The following is a 24,508-nucleotide window of genomic DNA, read 5'->3' as shown; positions in this document are numbered from 1 at the left end:
GTCTGGGGCGTAGCGCCAGCGTATCCCGCGGGCGGTGCGCTGCCAACGGACCGAACGGACGGCGGGCGGCCCGTTGGCGGTGTCGGCTTCAGCCGGCCGGGTGACCGGTGCCGGGGGTGGCCGGTGGCATCGGTGCCGAGGTGGATGCCGGCGTGCTGGGCTCGGTGGGCTTGGTGGGCTCGGTGAACTCAGCGAGCCCAGCGAGCGCGGCGAGCATGTCCCGGTCGTTCACGGCCCGATCGCAGACTTCGGTCAGGTGGAGCCGGTGGCTGCGGGCGTAGGAGCGCAGCAGCAGGAACGCCCGGTCCGTGGAGACCTGACCGGCCTGGGCGAGGGCGCCCTTCGCCTGTTCGATGATGATGCGGCTGGTCAGGGCCCCGTGGAGCTGTTCCGTCAGGACCTCCGAGCGGCGGATGGCGCGCTCCTGCAGAATCCCGATGGTGGCCACGTCGGCGAACGCCTGCGCGATGGCGATGCCGGACTCGTCGAGCCGCATGCCGGTGCCGCCGAAGAGGTTGAGCGCGCCGATGCGCTGGTCGCGCAGGCGCAGCGGCAGGGCGTGGACCGACTCGTAGCCGAGCTCGACCGCCTTGGGGGCGAAGTCCGGCCATTTCGCTGTATCCGAGAGATCCAGATTGACCACGGGAGCGCCGCTTCGGTAGGAATCCTGACACGGGCCCTGCTCGCTGTTGGCCTGGAAGATCTCCAGCAGCGTGGCCTGTTCGCTCGAGGCGGCCATGAACCGCAGGTGTCCGTCGTGACCGGCGAGCAGGATGCCGGCCGCGTCCGCGCCGGTGACCGTCACGGCGGACGTGGCCAGGCCGTACAAGAAGTCGACGAGATCGAAATCCGTGACCAGCGTGTCGGCCATCTCCACGAATATTCTCGATACCTGGTCGGTGGCAATCATCTCGTCACTCCATTCTCCATCTGCCAGCGTAGGCTTCACGGGTCGGTCGGGTCCAGAACGAGCCGCCCGCCGATGATCTGCTCCGCCACCTCGGTGACGCTCCGATCCGTCGCGAACGCGTGGGCGCGCATGCGCGCCAGCGCATCGACCAGGGTGGTGCCGAGCTGGACCATGACCATGCCCTGAGCCTGGTACACGTGCGAGCGGTACCCGAGCGGCGGCCCCGGCTCGGCCGCGCTCGGGTCGGTGAGGATGCCCTCGGGGTTCGCGAGCAGGAGTTCGGTCGCGAGGTCGGCACATCCGAGCGCCAGGGAGAGGCGCTCATCGCTCAGCGGGCCGGCCGGTCGGGCGAAGACGGTCAGCACTCCGAGCCCCGCGGCGCCCAGACCCAGCGGAAACGCGAAGACCGAGCCCACACCGGCGTCGGCGGCGGCGGTGGCGTAGCCGGGCCACCGAAACAGCTCCGCGGCCAGATCCGGCGCCAGCGCGGGGCGGTGGGTCTCGAACGCGTCGTAGGAGGGCCCCTGGCCCGCGGTGAACTGCAGCTCGCCGAGGGCCGCACCGACCGGTCCGGAGGTCGCGAGCACGGCCTCGTCGCCACGGCCCGACATCGTGCTCGCCACGACGCCCATCGCGTCCAGTTCCCGCGCGAGCACGCGGCACACCGCTTCCAGGGTGGGCAGTTCGGGGGCGCCGAGGGCGCACTCGGCGGTGACCAGCTCGAGGGCGCGAGCATGCCAGTCTCTGCGGGCGCCCGCGTCGTCAGGACTCACCTCGATCACCTCCGCCCGACCGTCGACGTCGGCGCACGAGCGTCGACGAACTCCTCCAGCACCCCACAGTAGGGACATTCGCCGAGGTTCGCAGTAGTGCGCGCAGAGGGCGCCGCAGGTGGGCGCGCAGGGAGGAGACGGATGCCGGGCGACCCGTTGGCGTGACCGGCCGCGCCCGGTATCCTGAAGGTGTTGGTCCGAGACCCCGACAACGCGAGAGTGCCGCTGCCGAAGTGGTGGGGGTGTCGATGATTCCCGAGTCCTCCCTCCCGGGTCCGCAGTCGCGCGATGGCGTTCGAAGCGAGGCCGAAGGGCCGCGATCGGCAGGGAGGCAATGATGGATGTCGCACCGACGAGTGAGGGGCCGCTGGTCCGCAAGGACGGCGACGACGAGGCGGCCGGCACCGAGTTGCACATCGCCGCCATGGCGCTCGATCTGCGCGAGTGCACGAGCGTCGAGCAGACGATGGCCCGGATCGTCGAATACGCCATGGCGGAGACGGAATGCGACGCGGCCGCGACGGTCATGGCGGGCACCGGCTTCACTGTGACCGCGACCACCGTCGCCGGGGACGTGTGCGATCAGGACCTGCGGCTCCGACTCCAGGGCGGACCGTGTGCGGAGCTCCTCGAGCGGGGCGACATCGTCATGGTCAGCGACACCCACAGCGAGCCGCATTGGGCGCCGTGGTCGGCGGGTGTCGCCGCCCTGGGATTCGGCAGCGTGCTCTGTGTTCCGTTGCGGACGCGACTGCGTCGATACGCGTCGCTCAACCTGTTCGCGCGCCGGCCTCGGGCCTTCGGCACGCACGATGTCCGGGTCGTGAAGATCTTCGCCAGCCATGCCGCGGTCGCCCTCGCCTCGGCTCATGCCGAATCCGGGCTCAAGGTCGCGCTGGCCTCGCGTGAACTGATCAGCCAGGCGCAGGGGATCCTCCGGGCCCGCTTCGACCTCGCGGCGGACACCGCGCTCGGTGAGCTGCGCGCGTACGCGCGGGCGATGAGTGCCGAACTCGCCCAGGCGGCCCAGGTGATCCTGGACGCCGAGGAGCAGGACCGGCTCACCCCGCGCACGGGGGAGACGCCGCGGGCGGCGCTGCGGAGAGTGGTGCCCACGAGTTCGGGCACGCGGGAGGGCGCCGTCGAGCCGCGCGGCTAGCGTGTCGCCCGCGTGAGCCGGCACGGGCACGGCGAGCGACGTCGTCCTCGATCAGTGGGCGATACCTCCGGGCATGGGGCGGCACAGGGCGGCCCGACGGGCGCTACCCGGCGAGGAGCTGCTCGAGCGCCGCCTCGCTGCCCCGATAGGGATCGGCGGCGCGGGGCCAGTGCACGATCACGTCGGTGAAGCCGAGCTCACCCGCCCGGGCGACCTGCTCCCGGGCGAAGCCGGCGTCCGAGAGCGCCGCCGGGCCCGCCGCATCGAGGGAGAGGACCCGCCCCAGGGGAGCGTGCCCCGGCGGGCGGACCGCCGCCTCGACCTCGGTGAGCCGCGCGGTCAGGCCCGCCACGCCCTCCCACCACTGCTCGAGCTGCGTGTGGACGTCGTCCGCTCGCCCGGGTGCGGGGCCTCGCTGAGGGCCCGTGGTCACCCAGGACTCGCCGCGGGTGGCCGCGACGCGCATACCCCGCGGCCCGTTCGCGGCCACGAGGAACGGCACCCGGGGCTGCTGCACGCAGCCCGGCAGCAGCCGGGCGCCTGTGACCGTGTAGAACTCGCCGTCGTGGCGGGTGTGGTCCTCGGTCAGGAGCCGGTCGAGCAGGCCCGTGAACTCGGCGAAGCGGCGGGTCCGCTCGGCCCGCGGGGGTGAGGTGCCGAGCAGGCCGCTGTCGAGATCCCCGCCGGCGCCGAGACCGAGCAGGAACCGGCCGCCCGTGAGGTCGTCGAGGGTCACGGCGTCCTTGGCCAGCAGGGCCGGGTGGCGGAAGTTCGGGGAGGCCACGAAGGTGCCCAGCCCCATGCGCTCGGTCACGGTGGCCGCCGCGGCCAGCGTCGGCATGGTCGAGTGCCACGGCGAGTCGGGCAGGCCGCCCCAGACCAGATGGTCGTAGGTCCAGGCGTGGTCGGCGCCGAGTCCCTCGATCCGGCGCCACAGGTCCGCAGACTGCGCCCACGGGCGCTCGGGCAGGACGCAGACGCCGATGCGTACGCGAGGCGGGGCGTCGTCGTCCATGATCATCCGAACACGCTAGCAACCCGAGCGTGCGCGGTTCGCGTGTGCTTAGCCGAACGGGTCGACGGGGCAGTCCAGCGGCCGCCTGAACGGCGTGCGCGGTCGGGTGGGCCCTGGCACGGTGGAGGGCATGCCTCCCTCCGACCGTGCGCCCATCGGGGTCGTCGCGCCCCGCGACCTGCCCGCCGACCGCCTCCGTGACTTCGTGACCACCGCCGACTCCGCCGGCTTCGGGGAGCTGTGGGTGGTGGAGGACCTGAGCTACTCCGGCGGGATCGCGCAGGCGGCCGCCGCGCTCGCCTGGAGCGACGGCCTCCACGTCGGCATCGGCATCCTGCCCGCCGGGGTGCGCAACCCCGCGTTCCTCGCGATGGAGATCGCGACTCTCGCGGGAATGTTCCCGGGCCGGGTCACGATCGGTCTCGGGCACGGCGTCACCTCGTGGATGCGGCAGGTCGGGGCGTGGCCGGCAAGTCCGCTCACCCTCATGCGGGAGACCGCCGAAGCGCTCCGGGCGCTGCTGCGGGGCGAGCGCGTGACCGTGACCGGGCGCTACGTGCACCTCGACGACGTCACCCTCGATCAGCCGCCGAGCGTGGTGCCGCCGATCATCGCGGGCGTGCGCGGTCCACGCTCACTCGCGCTCGCGGGCGAGAGCATGGACGGCGTCATGCTCGCCGAGCCGTCGACGCCGGAGTTCCTCACGCGGGTGCGCGAGCAGATCGGTGCGGCGGCCGGCGACCGGTTCCTGCTTCCCGTCTACAATCTCGGCTTCGTCGACGACGACTCGGCGCGCGCCGTCGACGCCGCCCGGGCCGCGGTGGCTGGCCTCCGCGGTCCCGACTGGACGAGACACATCGACCCGCTGCCGTTCGCGCGGGAATGGCGAGAGCTCGACCGCGCCCACCCCGGCGATGCGGAGTTCGCGGCCGCGATGCCCGCGAGCTGGGTCGAGACCCTCGCGCTCGCCGGCACCCCGGAACGGGTACGCGGCCGGATCGAGGAGCTCCTCGCCGCCGGTGCCACCTCGGTCTCGATCTTCCCCCACGGTGAGGACCGGGTGGCGGCCCTCGACTCGCTCGCGCGCGTGCTGCCGGGCTGAGCCCCGGCCGGAAGAAATCCGGGCTCACCCCTTCCCAACGCGACACCGCGGTCGGACGATGGAACACACGGCCCGGATCCGACGGCTGTGCGGCCTCGGATCAGACCGGAACCGGATGCGACCGCGACGACACGGTGCGGTGCTGGCAAGGTGACCGAGGAGCAGTGAGCATGGCGACACAGGAGGCCGTGGAGCAGACCCCGGGGCTCGCCCCCGAGCGGCAGACGTTGGGCCGCACGATCGTCAAATGGGTCACGAGCACCGATCACAAGGTGATCGGCTACATGTACATCACCACCACCTTCGTGTTCTTCTGCCTCGGCGGACTCATGGCGATGGTCATCCGCGGCGAGCTGTTCGAGCCCGGCATCCAGATCGTCAGCTCGCCGGGACAGTACAACGAGCTGTTCACGATGCACGGCACGATCATGCTGCTGCTGTTCGCCACCCCGCTGTTCATCGGCTTCGGCAACATCATGGTGCCGCTGCAGATCGGCGCGCCCGACGTCGCCTTCCCGCGACTGAACATGTTCGCCTACTGGCTGTACGTGCTCGGCGGGATCATGGTGGTCGCCGGGTTCCTCACCCCCGGCGGGGCCGCGAGCTTCGGCTGGTTCGGCTACGCGCCGCTGTCGGATGCGACGTTCTCCCCCGGAGCCGGCGGGGATCTGTGGGTCATGGGGCTCGCGATGACCGGCTTCGGCACGATCCTCGGATCGGTCAACTTCATCACGACCATCCTGTGCATGCGAGGCCCGGGCATGACCATGTTCCGGATGCCGATCTTCACCTGGAACATCCTGCTCACCGCCGTTCTCGCGCTCATGGCCTTCCCCGTGCTCGCCTCCGCCCTGTTCGGCCTCGGGGCGGACCGGATCCTCGGGGCCCAGGTGTTCGCCCCCGAGAACGGGGGAGCGATGCTGTGGCAGCACCTCTTCTGGTTCTTCGGGCACCCCGAGGTCTACATCATCGCGGTGCCGTTCTTCGGGATCGTCTCCGAGACCTTCCCGGTGTTCTCCCGCAAGCCGGTCTTCGGCTACAAGGGCCTGGTGTTCGCGACGATCGCCATCTCGGCGCTGTCGATGACCGTGTGGGCGCACCACATGTTCGCGACCGGGGCGGTGCTGCTGCCGTTCTTCGCGATCATGAGCATGCTCATCGCCGTGCCCACCGGGGTGAAGTTCTTCAACTGGCTCGGCACGATGTGGCGCGGCAAGATCACGTTCGAGACCCCGATGATCTGGTCGATGGGGTTCCTGGCCACGTTCCTGTTCGGCGGCATGACCGGGGTGATCATCGCGAACCCCTCGCTCGACTTCCACGTGACGGACTCGTATTTCATCGTCGCGCACTTCCACTACACGGTCTTCGGCACCGTGGTGTTCGCGATGTTCGCCGGCTTCTACTTCTGGTGGCCGAAGTGGACGGGCAAGATGCTCGACGAGCGGCTCGGAAAGATCCACTTCTGGCTGCTGTTCCTGGGATTCTGGGGCACGTTCCTCATCCAGCACTGGCTCGGAGTCATGGGCATGCAGCGCCGGGTGGTCGACTATCTGCCCGAACCCGACTTCGTGATCATGAATCAGATCTCGTCGATCTCCTCGTTCGTGCTGGGCCTGTCGACGCTCGTGTTCATCTACAACGTGTACAAGACGCATAGGCATGCGCCGCGGGTCGAGATGGACGATCCGTGGGGTTACGGCATGTCGCTCGAGTGGGCGACCTCGTGCCCGCCCCCGCGGCACAACTTCCTGAGGCTGCCCCGGATCCGCTCGGAGCGCCCCGCCTTCGACCTGCACCACCCGGAGGTCGCGGCGATGGACTTCACCGATCCGGCGGTTCTCACCGGCGCCCACGCCGGGGCGGGCACGCGCGAGCAGGAGTGAACGCGCCGGCGGGACACGGCGGCGGTGCCCGGCCCGAGACCGCCGGTCGAACGCGTCAGCCCGCGGCCGCGCGCACGAGTTCTCGCAGCTCCTCCTCCACGGCCGCCGTCACCTCGAGCGTGGCGTAGGCCACCGGCCAGAACACGCCCTCATCGAGGTGGGCGTCCTCGTTGAAGCCGATCGTGCCGTAGCGCGTGTCGAATTTCGCGGCCGGCTGGAAGAACACGACGACCTTCCCGTCCCGGGCGTAGGACGGGAAGCCGTACCACGTCTTCGGGTCGAGTTGCGGGGCCTCCTCGGTCACGACGGCGTGGAGACGCTCGGCGATCTGCCGGTCCGAGCCCTCGAGCGCGGCGATCGCGTCGAGGCAGGCCTGTGCCTCGCGTGCCTTCTTCGCCGACCCCTTCCCGCCCTGCTCCCGGAGCTCGGCGGCGCGCTGCTTGATCGCCGCCCGTTCGGCGGCGGTGAATCCGTGTTCTGCGGTGTCGCGGTCGTCGGCCATCGACGTCGTCCCTTCGTGTGTTCTCGGATGGGGGAGGCGCCGGCCGGCCGGCGATGACGCCGGCCCGGTTCGCCGTCCGTGAGCACGACGATACGAGGGGCGGGGGGCCGGACGCTTCTCGATTCCTGACCTCCTGGGCTCGCGGGCGCCGTCACAGCGCGTGCAGGCGTCGCCGCACGAGGAGCGTGCCACCCGCGAGCAGGGCGAGGAGCGCGGGCGCTGCGGCCATCGTGGGCACAGGAGAGCCCGTGCGGGGCATCTCACTGGGCTCCGGCGAGCTCGGTTCGCCGCGCTCGATGCGGACATCCGCGTGCTCGGCTTAGCGAACTGCACCGTGCGCGACGCATAGCGGCCCGAATGGATCGAAGCACCCGCGGCGACCTGCGTGTCAGGACGCTGAACAGGAGCCGGCCCACGGGATCGGTCGGATCGTGGACGGATCCCGCGATCTGAAGGCGGGTGCCCTTCGCAATCAACTCAGCAACGATATCGCGGGCGTCCGGCACCGAGCGGGCGAGTCGGTCCAGTTTGGTCACCACGAGCGTGTCGCCGGCTCGACAAGCGGCCAGGGCCTCCCGCAAACCCGGCCGCTCGCGCGTTGTGCCCGTGAGCCCGTGGTCAACATAGCCGCGGTCCTGAGCGACGACGAGTGCCGCAAGTCCTTGCAACTGAACTGTGAGGTCCTGCTGGGTGGTTGACACTCGGGTGTAGCCGATCTTCAGCGAGGGTATCTCCCAAGTGTCGCCGGAAGTCCTACCTTGACCGGACACTTTCGCGGGCGGGTCTTGTGGGGCATGTTCGCCGCTTTGTCGTGGCACTCGCCTCCAGCGTAGGTGTCCCGTTCAGCGTTCCCCTAACGACATGTTGGACTAGAGTTTGAGCGTACGCGGCGCTGACATGCAGCTGGAGCTGATAAGGACGTAGGTGTGAATAAGTTCGTTCGACTCCGTGAGTTGTCAGTGTGTGCATGGCGCGTACCAGTGACCTATCGCGGCGAACCCAGCTCGCTCGCGCGGTCCTTGGAGCGTCTAGCTCACAGATTGCAAGGGGGCGAGTGGAGGCCGTGGTGAGTTCAGAGGAGCGGGAGGAAGAGCCGAGGGCGTCAGCGTTAGGCTCGGATGCTGACGTGAACGTGCCCGCAGGGGCAAATGGCGACACGCGCACATCGATGGCCGTGTTCGAGGATGCTGTCCGTGAGGCGGTTACTGAGCGGGCGGGGGCTTTTGCGGATCAGATTGCGAGCTTGGGGCGCATGAAGTATTCTCCGTTTGCCGGTGACACTGCGTTGTTTGATGATGCTGTCCGTGAGGCTCTTACTGGTCCGGCGCGGGCTTTTGCGGATCAGATTGCGAGCTTGGGACGCATGAAGTATTCCCCGTTTGCCGGTGACACTGCGTTGTTTGATGATGCTGTCCGTGAGGCTCTTACTGGTCCGGCGCGGGCTTTTGCGGATCAGATTGCGAGCTTGGGACGCATGAAGTATTCCCCGTTTGCCGGTGACACTGCGTTGTTTGATGATGCTATCCGCGAGGCCCTTACTGGTCCGGCGCAGGAGTTTGCAGATCAGATTAGCAGGACCTCACTGGCGTGGCTCCGCAGTTCGTCCGGCCAGGCGCTTGAACCCGTAGTCTATTCAGATTTGGTGCACTCGCTCATGAGTGGAAGTGAGGGGTCGTCAAGATCTGATTATGAACCGATCCGCATTGACGGCGATGCCCCGGATGTGGAGCCGCTTCCGGCGGCAATGTTTGAGCGATTCGAGATCACAATAAAGTCTCTGCAGGGGCTTCTGTCAGAGTTGGATAGGCTTACGCGGCGCCTATATCCCCTCGCTGTGTCGTGGAGAGGGCAGGGGAATGCAGACTGGGGGTTGCATTCGACGCTTTATAGAGCAGTGCGCTCGACTCGGAGTCGCAGGAGGGGGTCGATGGTCGCGCCTGGCGCATGGGACGTTAGTGCGGTTCCCAATGAAGGAGCTATGGTCGCCGCAGAGAAGTACCTGCTTTCTGAGGTTGGAAGTAGATGGAGACTAGCCAATTTGCCCGCGGTTGAACTCTTGGCAAAGATGCAGCATCGCGGAGTGCCCACACGGCTCGTTGACGCCACGAGGAATCCGCTGCTTGCCCTCTGGTTTGCAGTAAGTGAGCAGGGAGACGCGGATGCGCGCTTGTTCGCAATCGCGCATCGGCCAATCCCTCAAGCCAAAGCGCCCCGGACAAGAATGCTGGATCAGGCGATCTGGGCAGATCTCCAGCCGTTCTGGTTCGGCTTCGAATCTCCGTCGGAGCGGGTTGTCGGCGCCTGGGGTACAGGGACGCGACTGCGTGAAATTGTCCCGCCCGATTACGATAAGCGTATTTTGATTCAAAATGCGGTATTTCTGCTTGACGGTCTCCCTGCGCTTACGGAATCCTTCCTCGAGCTCTTCAATCGCGTAGCAGGGGGCAACTGGACCCCTGCTGACGTTGCATCTTCCATGTCCATTGTGCTGGCTCCAAGCGACCCGAGCCGATCGGTGGTCGATGACTCTGATCCATTGTCCCTTGTTTATAGCTTCCGCATACCTGCAAGGCTGAAGAATGTGATCCGTGCGACACTCGAGCGGACCTATGGGCTCAATTGGGAGACGGTGTACCCAGATCTTGAGGGCGTAACAAAGTATCTTGAGCAAAATCCAGATTGGCTCGCACTCGGCGAAGGCGGTGAGTGTAGCGCGTCTGGAGGGAGTTGAGCTGAGGAATTAACCGAGATGGCACGTCTTGCCGAGCGCGCGCATCGTCGAGCCTCACCTGGCGGGTCTGGTAAACGTTGACGGTCTCGGGTTGGCTCCGGCTTGGATGCTCACGGATCGTCGTTGGTCGCCCACTGTTTCCATGTCGGGTATGAGATACGGCAAACGGAACGGCGCCCTGGCTTCATCAGACAGGCTCTCTGGGAGATGGTTTCGAGGCGAGATAATCATGAGCTTGCTGTGCGGTATGGCACAGTTCAGGATGGTCGCGGATGATCTCTCGTTGCCTCTCGCTTGGCACGCCGAGTGCTTCGAGCAGGTTCATCACCACTACCGCGCTCGTGACCTTTACGGCAACGATCACCTCATCGATGCTCTGGCGGCGTGTGTGCCCCTCGTGGGTTAGATCGTTACGCGCCTGGGTTGTGACGGTCGCCCAGCATTCCACGTCGGGTACGAGATGACCCATCGCCTCGGAGTCCGGCAACTTTGCCAGGTCACGCAGGCGGTCTTTCAACGTCACCTCATTGCGAAGCTTTTGACGTACCCATGTCCGATACTTGTCAGGAGTGTGCTCCAGCAGGGTTCTGCGCATTGCTGAGAATTCGTCCGCGGGGATGGGCGGTGAGACTTTCCCCAAGGCGCGATGCAGGACCTCTGCGGCTCCGGTCGCTGTCAACAGCCGGCCCTCGATGAATCGCGCGGGGGCATATCGCAGGCCGAGGATCATGTCGGCGGCCCGGAGGCACTGTTCGCGGACCTCGCACCACCGAGGCCAAACCTCCTCGAAGGGAAGGTGCTCGCACGTGAAGAGGGCGTGCCGGTTCCTCACGGCCTTCGCAGACGGTTCGGCGGGAACGATTTGCTGCGCATAGAGGTCGATTTCCCGATCTCGGATCGGGTAGCCCTCGGGATAGTCGCGCTCCTCAGGGGGCATCCTGAGACGAGTCCAGAGCAACCCGCACGGCCTGTTAAGTGCAAGAGACAGTAAATCCTGCACCATCTTCGCGTGCTCTTGGGCGATCTGTAGTGACCACGGCTCAGACGGCTGGAACCGAACGAATCGAGTCTCTCGCATTCTGCCTACCGAGCCACCTCGAGTGTTCTCGACGTGCGGCAGGGTGTGCTCGTGTACGAGTGAGGTGACGACCCCGTTCACGATGGTCGAAGGGTCCTCGACCGGCTCAGTGACGATATAACCGGTCCCGTTTCGGCGCCCCTCTTTGGTCCTAAGCGACCCGCTGATCACCGATGACTGGGACCACATGGTGAGGTCTTCCACGGCGACATGGCACTCGGTGAAGAGTGCTTGATCCGCGGTGTCCACGTGGATGCCGGAGAGGACTGTCAGCACATGGATTGTCTGCTCGTCCGGGGGCCCGAAGTTGCGAGACGCGGTGTGGGTGGGCAGACAGTCTAGAAGGGTAATCTCACGATTCTCCGCCAGTCCGTGGAGGACGGGCCATCGACGGCTGTCCTCTGAATCTGAGGTCTCGAAGACCCCTGGTCTCACTTCTTCCCAGACTTTCGTGTCCCATCCGCCGATGAGTTCGAGCGTAAGTCCCTTGTCGGGACGGTATGTCAGTGTTCCGGGCATTGCGACGTCCTGCTCGCCAGGGGGCCACCAGTGGCCCCGCCAAACACGGGACTCGTTAAGGAGAGGCTTGGACATTGGTGGTCCCTCTACGCTGCGGGTGTGGGCGCTGCCGGGTCGCATCCAAGTCCCGGCGCGGCGCTGTTCGGTATGCATTGCCTCGGGCTGGCTGCTTGTTGTTATCGGGCCCAAGGGCCACTGGGGCTGACCTTAGCCGAAGAAGATCGGATCCCCGCTGTGGTCGATGTGATCGAGAAGCGCCTGCACGTTGGGAGTTGGCTCGGTGGCTTCGTAGCGATGGAACTTCAGGTTCCGATCGCGCCAGTAGAGTGTCCACAACCCGCTCGGGCCGTGATAGTGCAGTCGGGCGATCGGGAGGCTAGTCCAGTCACCTTCGCCGTCCCAGGGTGCGCGTGTCTCGATGATCGTGACGTGCCGGTTGGTTGCTTCGGCGACGAGTTGGACCTGGTGGCGGGCACGTTCCGGGACTCGTGCCTGGCTCCAGCGGTTGATGCGTGCGAGGTCGGTTTCAGGGATTGCCACGGCTGCTTCCTGCCGAGAGGGAGGGTGAGGACGATGAGGTGATGCCCGCTCGATGGTACTGCGCGAGCGGCTGCGGGGCGCCGTTGGTCCTCGGCTGCTGTCGTGATGGGTATGAAGTATCCGGATCGGGCGCCGGGAGGGCCGCGGGGAGCCTGGGTTGATGCTCCGTTCGTGATCGCTGGCCTGGTGGCGGCGGGGCTCGTCGGCTTTGCGGTGATCTGGCTGCTCGGTGCGCTCATGGGTACGCCGGTGAGAGGCCTGGGCGATGCGATCGACGTCATCCGCTCATGGTGGTGGCTCGCGGTGTGCATCGTGGCCGCCCTGATGGGCGCGGGCATAGCCGTCGGAGCCATTGTGCGTCGGCGTCGTTCAGGTGTGCGGTTGCGGCGCCAGTTCAGGGAACTGGTTGGAATGGCGAATGCTGCCGAGGTGCGGCGCGTGGGTGGCGGTCGGGCGGTGAGGTCTAGAGCGCGAGTGCTGCGACCGACGCTGAGAGCACCGGTGCTCGCGGATGTGGCCTACGAGGAGGGGAAGCATCGCGGCCGGCCGGTGTTTTCCACGGTGGAGGACTCGACCCTGGTGCTGGGTCCCCCGCGGTCGGGTAAGGGCTTCCACGTGGTGATCAACCGGGTTCTGGATGCGGTGGGTGCGGTGGTGACGACCTCGACCCGCCCGGACAACCTCGTGGTCGCGCTCGAGGCCCGCGCAGCGGCGGGACGGCCGGTGGCTGTGTTCGATCCGGAGCAACTGGCCACTGGTGTGGAGGGTGGGGCGAGGTGGTCGCCGGTGCGGGGGTGTGAGGACGCGCGGACGGCGGCGGTGCGGGCGCGGGGTCTGGCGGCGGCGGGGTTCCCGGCGGCGGGGGAGAACCAGATCTGGCAAACGATGGCGGCCTCGGGACTGCGCTGTCTGCTGCACGCGGCCGCGTTGGAGGGTCTCGGTGCCCGGGAGGTGTACCGGTGGTCGCAATCCCCGGGCCGTGCCCGTCCCGCGGTCGACATCCTCACCTCTCATTCGGGCGCGGTACCGGGCTGGGGTGAGGAACTCGCTGCGATGTTGGACCAGGACCCGCGCACACGCGATTCGGCGTGGCTGGGCGTGCGCCAGTCGCTGTCGGGCCTGGGAGACCCGCGTGTCCTTGAGGCTGTGAGCCCGGGCCCGGGGGAGGGGCTGGATCCGGGGGAGCTGATTGGTGCGCGGGGGGTGTTGTTCATGATCGGGACGGCGCAGGGGGCGGTGACGTCGGCGCCGTTGATCACGGCTCTGATCGAGGACGTCGTCCAGACCGCGAAGCAGATCGCCGCGGCCACGCCGGGCTCCCGGGTCGACCCGCCGTTGACGTTGGTGCTGGATGAGGCAGCGAACTACGCGCTGCCCTCGCTCGGTCAGTTGATGAGCGAGGGGGGCGGGTCGGGGATCTCGACGATGGCGGTGTTGCAGTCCCTGGCCCAGGCCCGTCACGCCTGGGGGGCGGATGAGGCGCAGGCGATTTGGGACGCGGCCACGGTCAAGCTCGTTCTGGGGGGTTCGGCGAATGCTGAGACGTTGCGGGATATCTCGGCGCTCGTGGGTGAACGTGATGAGATGACGACGACGGCGACGCGGGATTCGTCCTGGTCGCTGCGGCCGGTCTCGACGTCGGAGTCGGTGCGGCGGGTGGCGATCCTGTCCCCGGAGCAGGTCCGCCGGCTTCCGTTCGGGATGGCATTGCTGATGCTGCGCTCCGCGCCGCCGGCGATTATCGACCTGCGCCCCTGGACGGCCCGCCGCGACGCCAAAGAACTCCAGGCCGCTGCGGGCCGGACCGCCCAGCTCATCGAGACGGCACACCAGCGCCGCCACCCACCGGCCTGACCCGCCTCGGCGGGGAGCCGGCCGGCGAGGCCGCCGCAGGCGACGTCGCCGAATGCGAGTGCCGCGCGGCCGCTTCGCGGCGTGGTCGGTCGCGGCATTCGTTCCCACTGAGCGTCGGAGTACGAGCAGAGGAAGAAGGGCACGGGCAATGGGCACCAAAGCAGACAGTCGGCCCGGCATGGCGCCGCCGGCGGTGGTGCCGGGTGTGGCGGCGGTCGTGTACAGGCGGGCGGGGTGTGTGCCGTGTGCCGCGACGGTGCGGGCGATGGCGCGCCACGGTCTGCCGGTACGTCAGGTCCCACTCGAGCAGGCCGGCGCCGAGGAGATCGAGGCGTTCAAGGCAGCTGGCCTGGTCTCGGCGCCGGTGGTCGTGACCGAGAACGGGACGTGGTCGGGCTTCCGGCCCGACCTGATCCGGACCCTCGCCCACAACCAGCACAGTGAACCACGGGCGAGGGCCACGACCCAGTTCGCCTCGCCCGGGCCGGGTGTTCCGGCGCCTGCACGCGCGGCGGGATGGGGCATCTGATGCGCCCCAAGCCGCGTATCGACCGGGCCAGCGGCGAACGCAGCGCACCCAGGACCGATGAGGACGGGTTGGTGTGGGACTGGTCGGTCGTGATCGACGCCGGCGACGTCTGGCAGCCGCGGATCGTTCGGGCCGGTGATGCCGTGACCGGCGCGGGTCTGACCGCCCGTGAACCCGGGCCGTTGCTCCGCCTACTCGAGGACATCGCGGCGGTGGCCATGAACGCCGGCGGATTCGTCCACGCGCGCGTACACACTCCCGCCGGCATGGACGCGTTCACGATCACGCCCTGGGGGCAGGTCCTGCCCGCCAGTGCCGACCTCGCGGCCGCGAACCTCGGCGGTGTGCCGCTGCTCGCCCCGCCACCAGGCCACCTCGAACTCGGCGAGCGGGCCGGGCGGGAGCTCGTGGCATACGAGCCACCCGCCGCGCTCTCGCTGCGGCGGGTGCTGCGCGCCGCCCTATTGGGCGCATTCGCCTGCGCGGCCACGGCCCTGGGGGCAGTGGGCGCAGCGTTTATGGCCCTCGCCGACGCCGGGCCTCGCCCCGGTCGGGCCGGGCGGCATGCCCACCCGCGGGCTGCCCAACCCAGGCGCGGCGCAGTGAGCCCGGAGGCTGCGCGCGTGGCCGCGGCAGCGAACCAGGGCGGTACCCGCCCGGCCGCGCCGGATGCACCCGCCTCGGCCGTGACCATGGACTGAGCCGAACACATATCGAGGATCGACTGGAAAGGGAGACGGGATCATGAGTGAGGACATCCAGATGAGTGAGGCCCTGCACGGGCATGTGGGCACCGACCCGAAGGCGACGCGAACCGCGAGTGGGAGCACGCGGGTCACGTTCCGTCTCGGGGTGGCCCAGCGGGTCCAGAACATCGAGGGGGAGTGGGCCGATGGCACGCCCACCTACGTCACGGTGGCGATGTACGGAGCGAGCGCCGAACGGACCGCGGCGCGGGTCCGCAAGGGCGACAACCTCATCGTCGCCGGGCGCCTGCACTCCTTCGAGGTCACCGACGAGACCAACGGGCCCCGCGCCCTGAAGGAATTCCGGGCCTCCCGCGTCGGCTTCGACCTCAACATCACCAACCTCACCCCCGACCGCCCCACCGGTGCACCCTCGGCCCACGCGAACACGGGGACGGTGCCGCAGGTCGCCAACGGGCCCGCCAGCCCGCCGGCCGACCCGTCTGCTGCCGCGGCGCCGGGCATGTCGATGTGAGCGGCCTCGCGGCGGAGGCGGGCATGACACGGCAGCGAGGCCGCCGCCGGGGAGCGTCCCGCTCGAAGCGGGGCGCCACTCGCCGGGCGTTCTACGACGCATACATGGCCTCACCGGCCTGGTGGGGCTTTCGTCGCCGCTGGGCCACCTGGGCCCGCCGAGGTGGCCCGATCACCTGCCGCGGCTGCGGACAGCTGTGGCGTCTCAAGACTGGGGATCTGCATCATGCGACCTACGCCCGCCTCGGGGCCGAGTCCTTCACTGACCTGTGGCCGCTGTGCCGGGGCTGTCACGACCTGCTCCATGAGCTTCTCGAACGGCCCGGCTGGCGACGCGCGGGCCGGGTGCAGGCCCACCGCGCCGCCCTGGCCCTCCTGCACCAGCACGCTGCGCTGCGAGACGTCGAGCCGGCGTCATCGCCGTCGTCTCGGCTCCCGTCATCCGCCCAGGGGGAGAGCTGGGGGAGTCGTGAGTGAGGCGTTTCGTGAGGTCACGGTGGCCACGGGCTGGATCGCCGGGGTCCTGCAGCGGGAGATCTCCCGGCGCGGCCGGGACGTGGCCCTGGCCGCGGCGAGCGTGCACCACGTGGGCCAAGGCGAGATCCGCATCCGCCTACCCGGCGGCACTGTGATCGTGATCGACGTCCACATCGACGACGGGCCCCGGCCATGAGCGAACCCGGCACCTATGGCGGGGCGTTACCGGCGGTACCGGTCGACTGGCGGGGGCTCTCGGGTGATGAGGCGTGGCGGACCTGGCACGAGTTGGCCGAGTGGACGAGTTGGCTCGTGGTCCGGTTCAACATTGCGGCCACGACGATCCCGCCCTGCTGGCCCCGGCATACCCGCCTCGTCGAAGAACTCACCGCCCTGTGGAGTGCCCACCAGCTCTGGTACGACGACGCCAGCCCCGCGACCGGCCCGTTGACCTGGCTCCGCGAACTCGAATGGGCACTGGCCCGCCTACGCGCCGCCGTCTCCGACGCCGGCTGCACCGCCCGTGAACACCTGAGCCCGCGCACCGAGACCTGGCCCACCGAGCCAGCCGCAGCGGAGGTGTTGGCCGAGGTCGCCGGTGCCGATGCTCGCGCCCGCGAACAAGCACAGATCACAGCCGCCCTCGCAGCGGCACCACCACCGGCCGGTGACGAAACACCACCGGCGTGAGGCCACCACCGGCGGCCCGCGTGTGGGGCTCGCGCACGTGGCGCGGCGGCTGTTCTAGGTGAAGCGGGAGCGGATGTGGCTGACTTGCTCGGGCGTGAGCTTCCAGCGCGTCACCCCCGGAGGGAGTTTCCCGTAGGCCGTGCGGAGCACAGCCCGGATGCGTTTGGCCGGCACGCCGAGTTCGCGCGCCAAGCCGGCGGGCGTGGTCTCCTCGTCCATGACCCGACGATAGCTGTCGTCTCCGGCGGGAGGTCCTCGTTCGGCCGTTGGGCGTCCCGAGGCTACGGGGTGATCCCGCTATCGGGATCGACACCCGGGTGCGGTATGTCGCGATCGCGTGGCCCTGGCAGCGTCGGCTGGGTGTGCCAGGCGCGGTCTGCCGCGGCCTCGAGGCGCGACAGGTCGAGGCGGGCGATGTGCCGGCGGGTGGCGGGCGCGGCTTGCCCGGTCTCTAGGGCCAGGCCGACCAGATGCGCGAGAGCATTCGGCCGGTCGGCGCCGGCGAGGAGCGCGTCGGTATGGATGGTCGGGGAGCTGGTCAGCCACGCCGCGGCGGAAGTTGTCAAGGTGTACGAGGCCAGTGCCCTGTTATGCGGCCTGTTCGTAGGCCGGGTTCGAGTCCTCCTTGGTCGATTGGTCGTGTTCATCGTCGGGCTGGTTGATCCAGGCCGCTGTGGGTAGGTCGAGGATCTTCGGGGCGTGGTTGGTCGAGAAGCGTTGGGGGTGGGCAGCGCGCGCGGCGGCGAGGGTGGCCTGACGGTCGGTCGCGATCTGATCGGCGTGGCCGTAGTGGACGTCTGCGGGGGTGTGGAGCCCGATCCCGGAATGGTGGTGTTCGTGGTTGTACCACTCGGTGAACTCGGCCATCCAGGCGCGGGCATCGTCCAGGGATCCGAACCGGTCGGGGAACGTGGGGCTGTACTTGGCGGTCTTGAACAGTGATTCCGAGTACGGGTTGTCGTTCGAGACCCGCGGGCGTGAGTGTGAACGGACTACCTGCAGGTCCTCCAGCAGTACAGCGACCGATTTCGAGGTCATCGAGGTGCCGCGGTCGGCGTGGACGACGTGGGGGATGCCGTGGATGCCGAAGACCTCGCGCATCATCTCCTCGGCCAGCGGGCCACTTTCACGGGCGTGGACGATGGCCCCGACGATATAGCGCGAGTAGATGTCGAGCATGACGTAGGCGTCGTAGTAGACGCCCTTGGCCGGTCCGGGCAGTTTCGTGATGTCCCACGTATAGACCTGGCCGGGGCCGGTGGCCACGAGCTCGGGGACCGTCCGGGCGGGGTGACGGGCCTGCCGGCGACGATCGACTACCTGGTCGTCCTCACGCAGGATCCGGTACATCGTGGACACCGAGCACAGGTAGACCCCTCGTTCGAGCAATGTGGCGTAGACCTGCATCGGCGTGGAGTCAACGAATTCCGGGCTATCCAGGACCTCCAACACGACCTCGCGCTCGGCACACGAGAGCCTATTGACCGGATCGGCCCGATCAAGTGGGGTCGGCGCCGGGCGGGCCTTGCCGTGGCGAGCGGCCGTGGCCCGGGAGATGCCCGTCAGGCGTGCCGCCTCACGGGTGGTGATGCCGGCACCGGTGAGCTCCTCGTGGGTGGCCATCAGCGCTTCGTGGGCCCGTGCCCGTCCTGCGCGCTCTTGGAGATCTGCTCCAAGAGCGCGTGTGTTTTTCCCATGATCTCCAGGGCAGTACGGGTCTGGTCCAACTCGTTCTGGGTCACCTCCAACTGCCTGCGCAGCCGTCCGATCTCGGCCTGCTCCCGGTTCGGGCGACCGACCGCCTGACCGGGCTCCTTGCCCTCGAGGACGCCCGCATCACGCAGCCGCCGCCACTCGCTGATGGAGGCCGAGTGCAGCCCCTCGCGGCGCAGGTACGCTCCCGCGTCCCCGTCGGCCAGGGCCTGCTCGTAGGCCTGGACATGGGCGAGCTTCTGCGCCGGGGTGAACCGTCGCCGCTTCGGGCCACCGGCCCGGGGACCAGCCCCGGCGGGGTCCTCCTGACTGTTCTCGTTCATCATCTTCAACGCGTTCGGCATCATCATCGGATCGTTCCTAGTCTCACCCTACGAGTCATACTTGCTATGAGGACCTGGTCTCAACTCAGCCTGACACGTAGGGCGGCGGCCGCGACCGCGTACAAGCCCGCCCGGGCCGCGGGGTCGGGGCAGCCGCGGGCGAGTTCGGTGAGCATGTGCACCCGGACCGTATCGGTGACCATGGGGCTGGGCCGGCATAGCCGGACCAGGGCAAGGTCGCGGGTGCCGGAGTCTCGGGTGAGGAGGTGAGCGACCTCCCCGGGCGCGGTACCAGCGGTCCCGAGGACACCGGTGGAGGCGTACTCATCGAGCCCGTCAACGGCGCCGGCGGCCGCCTCGGCCGGGGTGAGGGCATCGAGCACGGCCCGCATCCGGGGCCCGGGCATCACAAACGCCGGTACGGGCGCCGGGCGCAGCCGGGCCAGCGCGGTAGCCCGGTCGGGCGCGGGCGAGGCGAAGCAGTCCCGCAGGCGTGCCGGCGCGACCCCGAGGGCCAGCCACCGGCCATCCTCCGGCCCGGCCGGCTCGTCGAGGTGCCGGTAGCACTGCCCGGCCACCTGAACGGCCAGGGTGTTGGCCCGGCCGGCGGCGCGGGCGAGGGCGGCGCGGATGGCGGCCGCGGCAGCGCACAGGTCTGCCGCGGTGCCCCAGGCGGTGACGAGGTAGCGTTCGGCGCCACGCCCGCGCAGGGCATCGCGTGCCCGGGCCGCGGCATCCTCGCGGCTGCCCGGGCCCTGGTGGTGGGCGGGGTGGAACGTGACGGTGCCGGCGAGCTGCAGGCCGCCGGGGGCGCGGGCTCTCAGGCCGGTGATGGTGACGGCGCCCTCGGGGCGGTATCCGATCAGGTAGGGCGTGAGCGCGAGCAGCTCCTGGATCGTCGGGATGACCGTGGCCATGAGATCGATCCTTCCTGCCAAGTTGGGCTCGCCGCCTGCGGCCGGCCCGTCTACGCGCCGGTGGGTACCCGCGCGGGCCCGGGGCGTGCCGTGTTCACAGCCCGAGTCCGCCGGTGATGCGCGGTGGTGGCCCGGCCGGCGGTTCGATCGCGGGGGTGGGGATCCAGCGCAGGTGGGAGTTCGCGGACTGGGCCTGGTGGAGGGCCTCGCTCGCCTGGCCCAGGGCGGCGGCCGCCCGGGCCAGTGCAGTGCTCACTTGGCTGGTGCGGGTGGCGGGGTCGGTGCCGTCATCGGTCCCGGCATGGGCCCGCTGGGAATGCTCGTGCCAGTGGGCCAACTGCTGGCAGGCCTGCTCGAGAGCTGCGGTCGCCGAGGCCAGGTCGGCGAGCATCCCGTAGGAGTCTGGTGGATCGGCCACGGCGGGAGTAGAACGGGCGAGCGTGCGGGCGAGCTGGTCCAGTTCACCGGCCAGGCGCGCCTGCCGGCGGGCGTCGTTGATGACCATGCTCAGGCCTCCTACGCAGTGGTCTCGGGTGGTCAGATCCCGGTGATCCCGGGCGGCTGTGCCTGGGGCGCGGGCTCGGTACCCGGCTCGTGGGTGGGTCGGGGGTCGGGGAGTGCTGGTTGGGGCGGGAAATGCGCCCGATAGGTCGCCAGGTATTGCTGGTCATGCTCGGCCAGGGCGACGGGGGTGAACGCGGAACCTGCGGCGTGGCGCAGGATGTCGCCGGGGGCGCCGTGATCGCGGAACGTGCGGGTCAGGCCCGCGAGCGTGTCCTGGCGACCGGCCTGGTCCAGGAGGGCGTCCAGGTGCGCGCTGGGTACCTCGCTGATGCAGGCGAGGAAGCCGGAGACCGCATAGAGCCGGGACCGGGTGGCCGGGTCGGGGCAGCCGCGGGCGGTCTCGATGATCAGTTCGGTGTGGGCATTGCGGCGGCGGGGTTCGGTTTCGGCCGCGACGGCGGCAAGGAACGCGTCCCGGGTGCCCTTGTCCCGGGTGAGCAGGTGCGCGCAGACCGCCCGCCAGTCCTGGCTGCGGCCGGTCGCGGCAGGATCGGCGGCGTGGTCGAGTTCGGCGATGACACGCCGGGCGGCCCGGCTGGGAGGCAGCCCGATCAAGGCCCGCATCCCACCGGCGCCAAGGAGGGTGTAGGCCGGTTCGGGGTAGGGGGCGACCTGGGCCATGAACGCCTCTCTGGAGGGGGCCGGGCTGGCGAAATGGTCGGTGATCGCCGCCACCGGCGCAGGCAGCTCGCGCCAGTCGTGCCCGTCGAGAGGCCGCCACGCTCCGCCGGCGACTTGAACACTGACCAGGACCGGTGCCGGGCGATCGTGTCCGTCGCGCAGGCGGCCCGCTTGGGCGAGGTCTTCGAGGCCGGTGGTGATGGTGCGGGCATGGTCGAGCAGGTCGGGGGAGGTGGTCCAGGCCGCGACGAGGAAGAACTGTGCGCCGCGGGCGGCGAAGGCCTCATAGACCTGCCGGGTCGCGGTCCCCACCTCGACCGGGCCGTACAGGTCGTTCACCGCGGCCGTCCCGGTCAACACGGCAGCGGGATTCCCGCCGCTGTGATCGGCGGGTCTCATGCCGGTGATGGTGATCGCATCGCGGGGCTGGTAGCCGCTGGTATGGGGGACCGAGGCGATGAAGTCGCCCAGGCTGACCGGTGCGTTCATGACCAGTCCTCTCCATCCAGGTCGATGACGATCCGCGGGACCGTATCGAGGCGGATCCCGCGCGGGCCGGGCTCGATCAATGCTGCCTCCGCCACGGTCTCCAGCACAGAGATCTGCGCCCCTGTGGATAACCGGCGAGCCAGAATCGCCTCGATCACTGACAATCCCATGACTTCGTTCCTCTCCCACACGCCAGATAGCTCCTGACCGACACGAACGCGCCCCCCGCCCAGCGCCCCGCCCCTCGGCCGGGTCACAGGGACGGGCCACCCGGACCGACGGGCCCGGGCTGGGGCGCTGGGGCTTCGGAGGAGGCCGCGGCCGGTGCCGGGGTGGTCGTGGATGCGGCGCAGCGCGCGGGCGGCGCGGGCGTGATCGGCGCGTTGGGTGTAGTCGGCCCCGGGCGGGCCGCCCAGTGGGCGCGGGTCGCCTGGGTCGATCGCCCACCGGTCCCGGTAGGCCGCCACCGTGACCATTGCGGTGACCGCTGCCGCGTCGTCGTGCTGGGCCCAGGCGTGCCCGGCCGCCCGCGCTCTCGCTGCGATGTGCCGTGCCCGGGCCTCGATCAAGCGTTCCCGCTCGGCCAGGGCCTCATCCAACTCCCCTTCGCCGGTGAGCGCGGCCGCGGGGAACAACCCGGCCACGAGGTGAGCGGGGTCGCGGCGGGCAGGGGCGCTGGCCTGGAAGGCTTCGAGGCGGTGATGCAGGACAGCGGCGACATCGTCCGCGGAGTCGAGCTCCCGGCCGGTGATCAGCGCCGGCAGCACCCGCTCGAGGTCGGTGCCGGCACGCGCTGCGCGTCGCAGCGAGGCGGACAGCGCCTCCCATGCCGGGGAGGCGAGGACGGCCTCGCGCTGGGCCGGGCTCAGGGGCGCGGCCTCGATCAGCTCCTGCCACCTGGCGCCGGTGGCCGCGGCGGCGATGAGGTCGTATTCATCGGCCAGGTGCCCGATCGAGGAGGCGGCCTCCTGGGAGGTGGTGATCGCCTCATGCGCCGAGGCCGCCGCGCCGCTGGAACGTAGGACCGTCTCGAGGACCTCCCGCGCCGTCAGTTGGTCATCGGGGCGGGCGTGATGTTCCTCGTCGCTGATCGTCAACGTCGCCACATACACGTGATTGCTGCACCGGCCCCTGGACATGCCCACGTAGAGGGCCTCGCGGGCCATCCCCGCCGAGACCACGAGCGCGTGCGCGGTGTCCACGGTCACTCCCTGGGCCCGGTGCGCGGTCGAGGCATAGCCCAGCTCCACATGCTCCGCGACGTAATGCCCCGGCAAGGTGACATGGGGGCCACCGCCCTCCCGCTGGACCAGGAGCGAGCCGTCCACGCGCGCCGCCAGGACGTGCCACCGGTCCCCGTTCTTGACCCAGGACCCGGCCCCTGCCCGCAACGCCCGCTCGTTCCGGCGGGTCACGATCACGTCCCCGGCCCCCACGCTCGACCCGCCCGCCAGGGGGAGCATCGGACCGGTGACGGTGCCGGCGGCGATCCGTTCGCGTTGAGCACGCTGGTTGAGCATGGTCACCGTCTCGTTATCGCCGGCGATCAACAACGAGGACAGGCCCGCCGCCAGGTCCGCCTGCCAGGCCTGGTAGGCCTCATCGATCACGCCCGCCTCGGTCCCGGAATGGACCCGCCCGTGGGCGGTGTAGGTGTCCACGACATCGGGCCGGCCCAGCCGCAGCAACAGCGAGGCCTCCGCCTCCCAGGACGCTTCGAACCGGTGGACCGTCCGCAGCCGCGGCGCACCCGCCCCGAGCGCGTGCGCGGCCATCGAGAACGCGCCACCGGCCTCCACCGCCGCCAACTGCAACGGATCCCCCACCAACAGCACCTTCGCCCCCGCCACCTCGCCCGCCCGGGCGAGCCGGGCGAGCGCGAACGTTCCCGCCAACGAGGCCTCATCGACGATGACCAACTGGCCCTCCCGTAGCTCCCACCGGGCCAGATCAGCCGACACCGCGGCGATCGCGCCGGCGGCCGCGGCCGCTGCTGCGGCGTGCTCGGCGGCGCGAGTCCTCAGGCTCGCCAGCCGGGCACGCTTGGCGGGGGCGGCCTCGAGCTCGGCCAACCACTTGGCCAGATTGTCCGTGCCGATCCCCAGCTCGGCGCCCAGCACCGCCGCGGTCGCAGCCGAGGGCGCCAACCCGACCACACTGCCCGGCCCATGCTCGCCCTCCCAAAGCCGGCGCAGACCCGCGAGCGTGGTCGTCTTCCCCGCACCCGCGGGCCCGATGAGCACATCTACCGGGCGGCCACTACCGGCGACCTGCTCCACCGCCATCACCTGATCCGCCCCCAGACCCGCGCCATCGACCAGCAGCTCGCCGGCCCCGCTGCCGGCATCCATGCGGCCGGCGGCCCGGGGCCCGGTCTGGTCGTGCAGGCGGGCCAGGAGGTAGTCCTCCGCGGCCAGGACCGCGGCCGAGGTGTACAGGGCGGCATGCCGGGCCTCGAAGACGCTCGACCCATCCGAACGCGTGAACCCCGCCGGTACCGGCGCAAGGCGCGGGGCCGTGATGTCCACCGAGGCGCGCTCCGCTGCCGCGACCACCTCGCCCAGGACCTCTTCCCGATCCGCGGCGGTCGCGAACCGGAACTCGGCCAGCTCCACACACGCCTGCGAATGCAGATTCCACCGCGACCACGTCGCCCGCCGACCCGAGACCGCCTCCACCACCCGTCCCGCCATCACCGCCAGCTGCGCGCGCGGGATATCGCCCGCGCGCAGCACCGCACCCCGCTCCGGCCCGCCGGCTAGCAGTGCGCGGACCCACTCGGCCGCGTCCACCCCCGTGCCGGTGCGCGGCCGCCAACCCGCCGCGATCAGCACCGTCATCGCCCGCTCGCGCCACGCCCGGGTCAACTCCGCCAGCGACGAGCCGTGCTTGGCCG

26 protein-coding genes are annotated in these 24,508 nt (G+C 69.7%); 11 read left to right on the top strand and 15 right to left on the bottom strand.

From position 1 onward, the window contains the following. Positions 1 to 88: 88 nt before the first annotated feature. Together GCE65_RS14690 and GCE65_RS14685 are read right to left on the bottom strand one after the other, a co-directional pair. On the bottom strand, positions 89 to 910 hold the full coding sequence (locus GCE65_RS14690; protein ID WP_153878891.1) for a GAF and ANTAR domain-containing protein: 822 nt from the start codon (positions 908 to 910) through the stop codon (positions 89 to 91). Between the two features lie 35 nt (positions 911 to 945). Then, a complete protein-coding gene (locus GCE65_RS14685; protein ID WP_152910591.1) occupies positions 946 to 1,683 on the bottom strand; it encodes a GAF and ANTAR domain-containing protein in 738 nt (245 codons plus the stop codon). 337 nt (positions 1,684 to 2,020) lie between these two features. Between GCE65_RS14685 and GCE65_RS14680 the strand changes: the two genes are divergently transcribed. Then, positions 2,021 to 2,842, top strand: a complete 822-nt coding sequence (locus tag GCE65_RS14680) for a GAF and ANTAR domain-containing protein (protein ID WP_194928728.1) — start codon at positions 2,021 to 2,023, stop codon at positions 2,840 to 2,842. Between the two features lie 103 nt (positions 2,843 to 2,945). Here the strand turns inward: GCE65_RS14680 and GCE65_RS14675 are convergent, their stop codons facing one another. Continuing rightward, entirely contained in the window at positions 2,946 to 3,863 is a 918-nt protein-coding gene (locus GCE65_RS14675; protein ID WP_228759986.1) for an LLM class flavin-dependent oxidoreductase, read from the bottom strand. A 124-nt stretch (positions 3,864 to 3,987) separates the two neighbouring features. Here GCE65_RS14675 and GCE65_RS14670 point away from each other — a divergent pair, with 124 nt between their 5' ends. Continuing rightward, complete coding sequence (locus GCE65_RS14670) at positions 3,988 to 4,959, top strand: LLM class flavin-dependent oxidoreductase (protein WP_153878889.1); 972 nt, start codon at positions 3,988 to 3,990, stop codon at positions 4,957 to 4,959. 170 nt (positions 4,960 to 5,129) lie between these two features. Next, a complete protein-coding gene (ctaD, locus tag GCE65_RS14665) occupies positions 5,130 to 6,845 on the top strand; it encodes a cytochrome c oxidase subunit I (RefSeq protein WP_152910594.1) in 1,716 nt (571 codons plus the stop codon). 55 nt (positions 6,846 to 6,900) lie between these two features. Here ctaD and GCE65_RS14660 read toward each other — a convergent pair whose 3' ends face one another. The 3 genes from GCE65_RS14660 to GCE65_RS14650 all read right to left on the bottom strand — a co-directional run bounded on the left by GCE65_RS14660 (position 6,901) and on the right by GCE65_RS14650 (position 8,048). After that, positions 6,901 to 7,347 (bottom strand): hypothetical protein, encoded by a 447-nt coding sequence (locus tag GCE65_RS14660; protein WP_153878888.1) that lies wholly within the window; start codon positions 7,345 to 7,347, stop codon positions 6,901 to 6,903. 151 nt (positions 7,348 to 7,498) lie between these two features. Continuing rightward, the gene (locus GCE65_RS14655) at positions 7,499 to 7,606 is read right to left on the bottom strand and encodes an LPXTG cell wall anchor domain-containing protein (protein WP_153878887.1); all 108 of its coding nucleotides are present in this window, start codon (positions 7,604 to 7,606) and stop codon (positions 7,499 to 7,501) included. 1 nt (position 7,607) lies between these two features. Then, positions 7,608 to 8,048 carry a recombinase family protein gene (locus tag GCE65_RS14650; RefSeq protein WP_370460144.1) on the bottom strand — a complete coding sequence of 147 codons (441 nt, stop codon included), beginning with the start codon at positions 8,046 to 8,048 and terminating at the stop codon, positions 7,608 to 7,610. Positions 8,049 to 8,473: 425 nt separating this feature from the next. Between GCE65_RS14650 and GCE65_RS14645 the strand changes: the two genes are divergently transcribed. Beyond that, positions 8,474 to 10,078 carry an FRG domain-containing protein gene (locus tag GCE65_RS14645; RefSeq protein WP_194928727.1) on the top strand — a complete coding sequence of 535 codons (1,605 nt, stop codon included), beginning with the start codon at positions 8,474 to 8,476 and terminating at the stop codon, positions 10,076 to 10,078. 187 nt (positions 10,079 to 10,265) lie between these two features. Here GCE65_RS14645 and GCE65_RS14640 read toward each other — a convergent pair whose 3' ends face one another. Both GCE65_RS14640 and GCE65_RS14635 read right to left on the bottom strand, forming a co-directional pair. Beyond that, a complete protein-coding gene (locus GCE65_RS14640; protein ID WP_194928726.1) occupies positions 10,266 to 11,750 on the bottom strand; it encodes a HEPN domain-containing protein in 1,485 nt (494 codons plus the stop codon). A gap of 132 nt (positions 11,751 to 11,882) precedes the next feature. Then, positions 11,883 to 12,215 carry a DUF3024 domain-containing protein gene (locus GCE65_RS14635; protein ID WP_153878884.1) on the bottom strand — a complete coding sequence of 111 codons (333 nt, stop codon included), beginning with the start codon at positions 12,213 to 12,215 and terminating at the stop codon, positions 11,883 to 11,885. 171 nt (positions 12,216 to 12,386) lie between these two features. Between GCE65_RS14635 and GCE65_RS14630 the strand changes: the two genes are divergently transcribed. From GCE65_RS14630 to GCE65_RS14600, 7 genes are all read left to right on the top strand, one after another. Then, the gene (locus GCE65_RS14630) at positions 12,387 to 14,069 is read left to right on the top strand and encodes a type IV secretory system conjugative DNA transfer family protein (protein ID WP_228759985.1); all 1,683 of its coding nucleotides are present in this window, start codon (positions 12,387 to 12,389) and stop codon (positions 14,067 to 14,069) included. Positions 14,070 to 14,334: 265 nt separating this feature from the next. Further along, positions 14,335 to 14,598, top strand: coding sequence for an NrdH-redoxin (locus GCE65_RS16335; RefSeq protein ID WP_194928725.1), 264 nt, complete (start codon positions 14,335 to 14,337; stop codon positions 14,596 to 14,598). Further along, complete coding sequence (locus GCE65_RS14620; RefSeq protein WP_153878882.1) at positions 14,598 to 15,299, top strand: hypothetical protein; 702 nt, start codon at positions 14,598 to 14,600, stop codon at positions 15,297 to 15,299. The genes GCE65_RS16335 and GCE65_RS14620 overlap by 1 nt, the downstream gene beginning before the upstream one ends. A gap of 43 nt (positions 15,300 to 15,342) precedes the next feature. Then, a complete protein-coding gene (locus GCE65_RS14615; protein ID WP_153878881.1) occupies positions 15,343 to 15,819 on the top strand; it encodes a single-stranded DNA-binding protein in 477 nt (158 codons plus the stop codon). Positions 15,820 to 15,842: 23 nt separating this feature from the next. Next, complete coding sequence (locus tag GCE65_RS14610; protein WP_153878880.1) at positions 15,843 to 16,295, top strand: hypothetical protein; 453 nt, start codon at positions 15,843 to 15,845, stop codon at positions 16,293 to 16,295. Further along, positions 16,288 to 16,491 (top strand): hypothetical protein, encoded by a 204-nt coding sequence (locus GCE65_RS14605; protein ID WP_153878879.1) that lies wholly within the window; start codon positions 16,288 to 16,290, stop codon positions 16,489 to 16,491. The genes GCE65_RS14610 and GCE65_RS14605 overlap by 8 nt, the downstream gene beginning before the upstream one ends. Continuing rightward, positions 16,488 to 16,985 (top strand): hypothetical protein, encoded by a 498-nt coding sequence (locus tag GCE65_RS14600; RefSeq protein WP_153878878.1) that lies wholly within the window; start codon positions 16,488 to 16,490, stop codon positions 16,983 to 16,985. Before GCE65_RS14605 ends, GCE65_RS14600 begins: the two co-directional genes overlap by 4 nt. A gap of 54 nt (positions 16,986 to 17,039) precedes the next feature. Here GCE65_RS14600 and GCE65_RS14595 read toward each other — a convergent pair whose 3' ends face one another. The 7 genes from GCE65_RS14595 to GCE65_RS16905 all read right to left on the bottom strand — a co-directional run bounded on the left by GCE65_RS14595 (position 17,040) and on the right by GCE65_RS16905 (position 24,452). After that, positions 17,040 to 17,204 (bottom strand): hypothetical protein, encoded by a 165-nt coding sequence (locus tag GCE65_RS14595; protein WP_153878877.1) that lies wholly within the window; start codon positions 17,202 to 17,204, stop codon positions 17,040 to 17,042. A gap of 62 nt (positions 17,205 to 17,266) precedes the next feature. After that, positions 17,267 to 17,551: a hypothetical protein gene (locus tag GCE65_RS14590; protein ID WP_153878876.1), complete on the bottom strand. Its 285-nt coding sequence runs from the start codon at positions 17,549 to 17,551 to the stop codon at positions 17,267 to 17,269. A gap of 22 nt (positions 17,552 to 17,573) precedes the next feature. After that, a protein-coding gene (locus GCE65_RS14585) for an IS3 family transposase (protein ID WP_153879300.1) occupies positions 17,574 to 19,021 on the bottom strand; the annotation gives its coding sequence in 2 pieces (ribosomal slippage) (positions 17,574 to 18,652 and positions 18,652 to 19,021; 1,449 coding nt in all). Between the two features lie 80 nt (positions 19,022 to 19,101). Further along, positions 19,102 to 19,938: a hypothetical protein gene (locus tag GCE65_RS14580; protein ID WP_153878875.1), complete on the bottom strand. Its 837-nt coding sequence runs from the start codon at positions 19,936 to 19,938 to the stop codon at positions 19,102 to 19,104. Positions 19,939 to 20,032: 94 nt separating this feature from the next. Continuing rightward, positions 20,033 to 20,443 carry a hypothetical protein gene (locus tag GCE65_RS14575; protein ID WP_153878874.1) on the bottom strand — a complete coding sequence of 137 codons (411 nt, stop codon included), beginning with the start codon at positions 20,441 to 20,443 and terminating at the stop codon, positions 20,033 to 20,035. A gap of 32 nt (positions 20,444 to 20,475) precedes the next feature. After that, complete coding sequence (locus tag GCE65_RS14570) at positions 20,476 to 21,612, bottom strand: hypothetical protein (RefSeq protein WP_153878873.1); 1,137 nt, start codon at positions 21,610 to 21,612, stop codon at positions 20,476 to 20,478. After that, entirely contained in the window at positions 21,609 to 24,452 is a 2,844-nt protein-coding gene (locus tag GCE65_RS16905; protein ID WP_153878872.1) for an ATP-dependent RecD-like DNA helicase, read from the bottom strand. The genes GCE65_RS14570 and GCE65_RS16905 overlap by 4 nt, the downstream gene beginning before the upstream one ends. Between the last annotated feature and the right edge of the window lie 56 nt (positions 24,453 to 24,508).

This window comes from Pseudactinotalea sp. HY158 (assembly GCF_009660225.1).
GTDB lineage: Bacteria > Actinomycetota > Actinomycetes > Actinomycetales > Beutenbergiaceae > HY158.
Note: the sequence above shows the minus strand (reverse complement) of the source record. Positions and strands in the feature narration are given on the sequence as shown.

Coding starts and splice junctions, on each gene's coding strand:
- GCE65_RS14690 (WP_153878891.1), bottom strand. CDS start 910: ATGATTGCCACCGACCAGGTATCGAGAATATTCGTGGAGATGGCCGAC.
- GCE65_RS14680 (WP_194928728.1), top strand. CDS start 2,021: ATGGATGTCGCACCGACGAGTGAGGGGCCGCTGGTCCGCAAGGACGGC.
- GCE65_RS14675 (WP_228759986.1), bottom strand. CDS start 3,863: ATGATCATGGACGACGACGCCCCGCCTCGCGTACGCATCGGCGTCTGC.
- GCE65_RS14670 (WP_153878889.1), top strand. CDS start 3,988: ATGCCTCCCTCCGACCGTGCGCCCATCGGGGTCGTCGCGCCCCGCGAC.
- ctaD (WP_152910594.1), top strand. CDS start 5,130: ATGGCGACACAGGAGGCCGTGGAGCAGACCCCGGGGCTCGCCCCCGAG.
- GCE65_RS14660 (WP_153878888.1), bottom strand. CDS start 7,347: ATGGCCGACGACCGCGACACCGCAGAACACGGATTCACCGCCGCCGAA.
- GCE65_RS14655 (WP_153878887.1), bottom strand. CDS start 7,606: ATGCCCCGCACGGGCTCTCCTGTGCCCACGATGGCCGCAGCGCCCGCG.
- GCE65_RS14640 (WP_194928726.1), bottom strand. CDS start 11,750: ATGTCCAAGCCTCTCCTTAACGAGTCCCGTGTTTGGCGGGGCCACTGG.
- GCE65_RS16335 (WP_194928725.1), top strand. CDS start 14,335: ATGGCGCGCCACGGTCTGCCGGTACGTCAGGTCCCACTCGAGCAGGCC.
- GCE65_RS14620 (WP_153878882.1), top strand. CDS start 14,598: ATGCGCCCCAAGCCGCGTATCGACCGGGCCAGCGGCGAACGCAGCGCA.
- GCE65_RS14615 (WP_153878881.1), top strand. CDS start 15,343: ATGAGTGAGGACATCCAGATGAGTGAGGCCCTGCACGGGCATGTGGGC.
- GCE65_RS14610 (WP_153878880.1), top strand. CDS start 15,843: ATGACACGGCAGCGAGGCCGCCGCCGGGGAGCGTCCCGCTCGAAGCGG.
- GCE65_RS14600 (WP_153878878.1), top strand. CDS start 16,488: ATGAGCGAACCCGGCACCTATGGCGGGGCGTTACCGGCGGTACCGGTC.
- GCE65_RS14595 (WP_153878877.1), bottom strand. CDS start 17,204: ATGGACGAGGAGACCACGCCCGCCGGCTTGGCGCGCGAACTCGGCGTG.
- GCE65_RS14580 (WP_153878875.1), bottom strand. CDS start 19,938: ATGGCCACGGTCATCCCGACGATCCAGGAGCTGCTCGCGCTCACGCCC.
- GCE65_RS14575 (WP_153878874.1), bottom strand. CDS start 20,443: ATGGTCATCAACGACGCCCGCCGGCAGGCGCGCCTGGCCGGTGAACTG.
- GCE65_RS14570 (WP_153878873.1), bottom strand. CDS start 21,612: ATGAACGCACCGGTCAGCCTGGGCGACTTCATCGCCTCGGTCCCCCAT.
- GCE65_RS16905 (WP_153878872.1), bottom strand. CDS start 24,452: ATGACGGTGCTGATCGCGGCGGGTTGGCGGCCGCGCACCGGCACGGGG.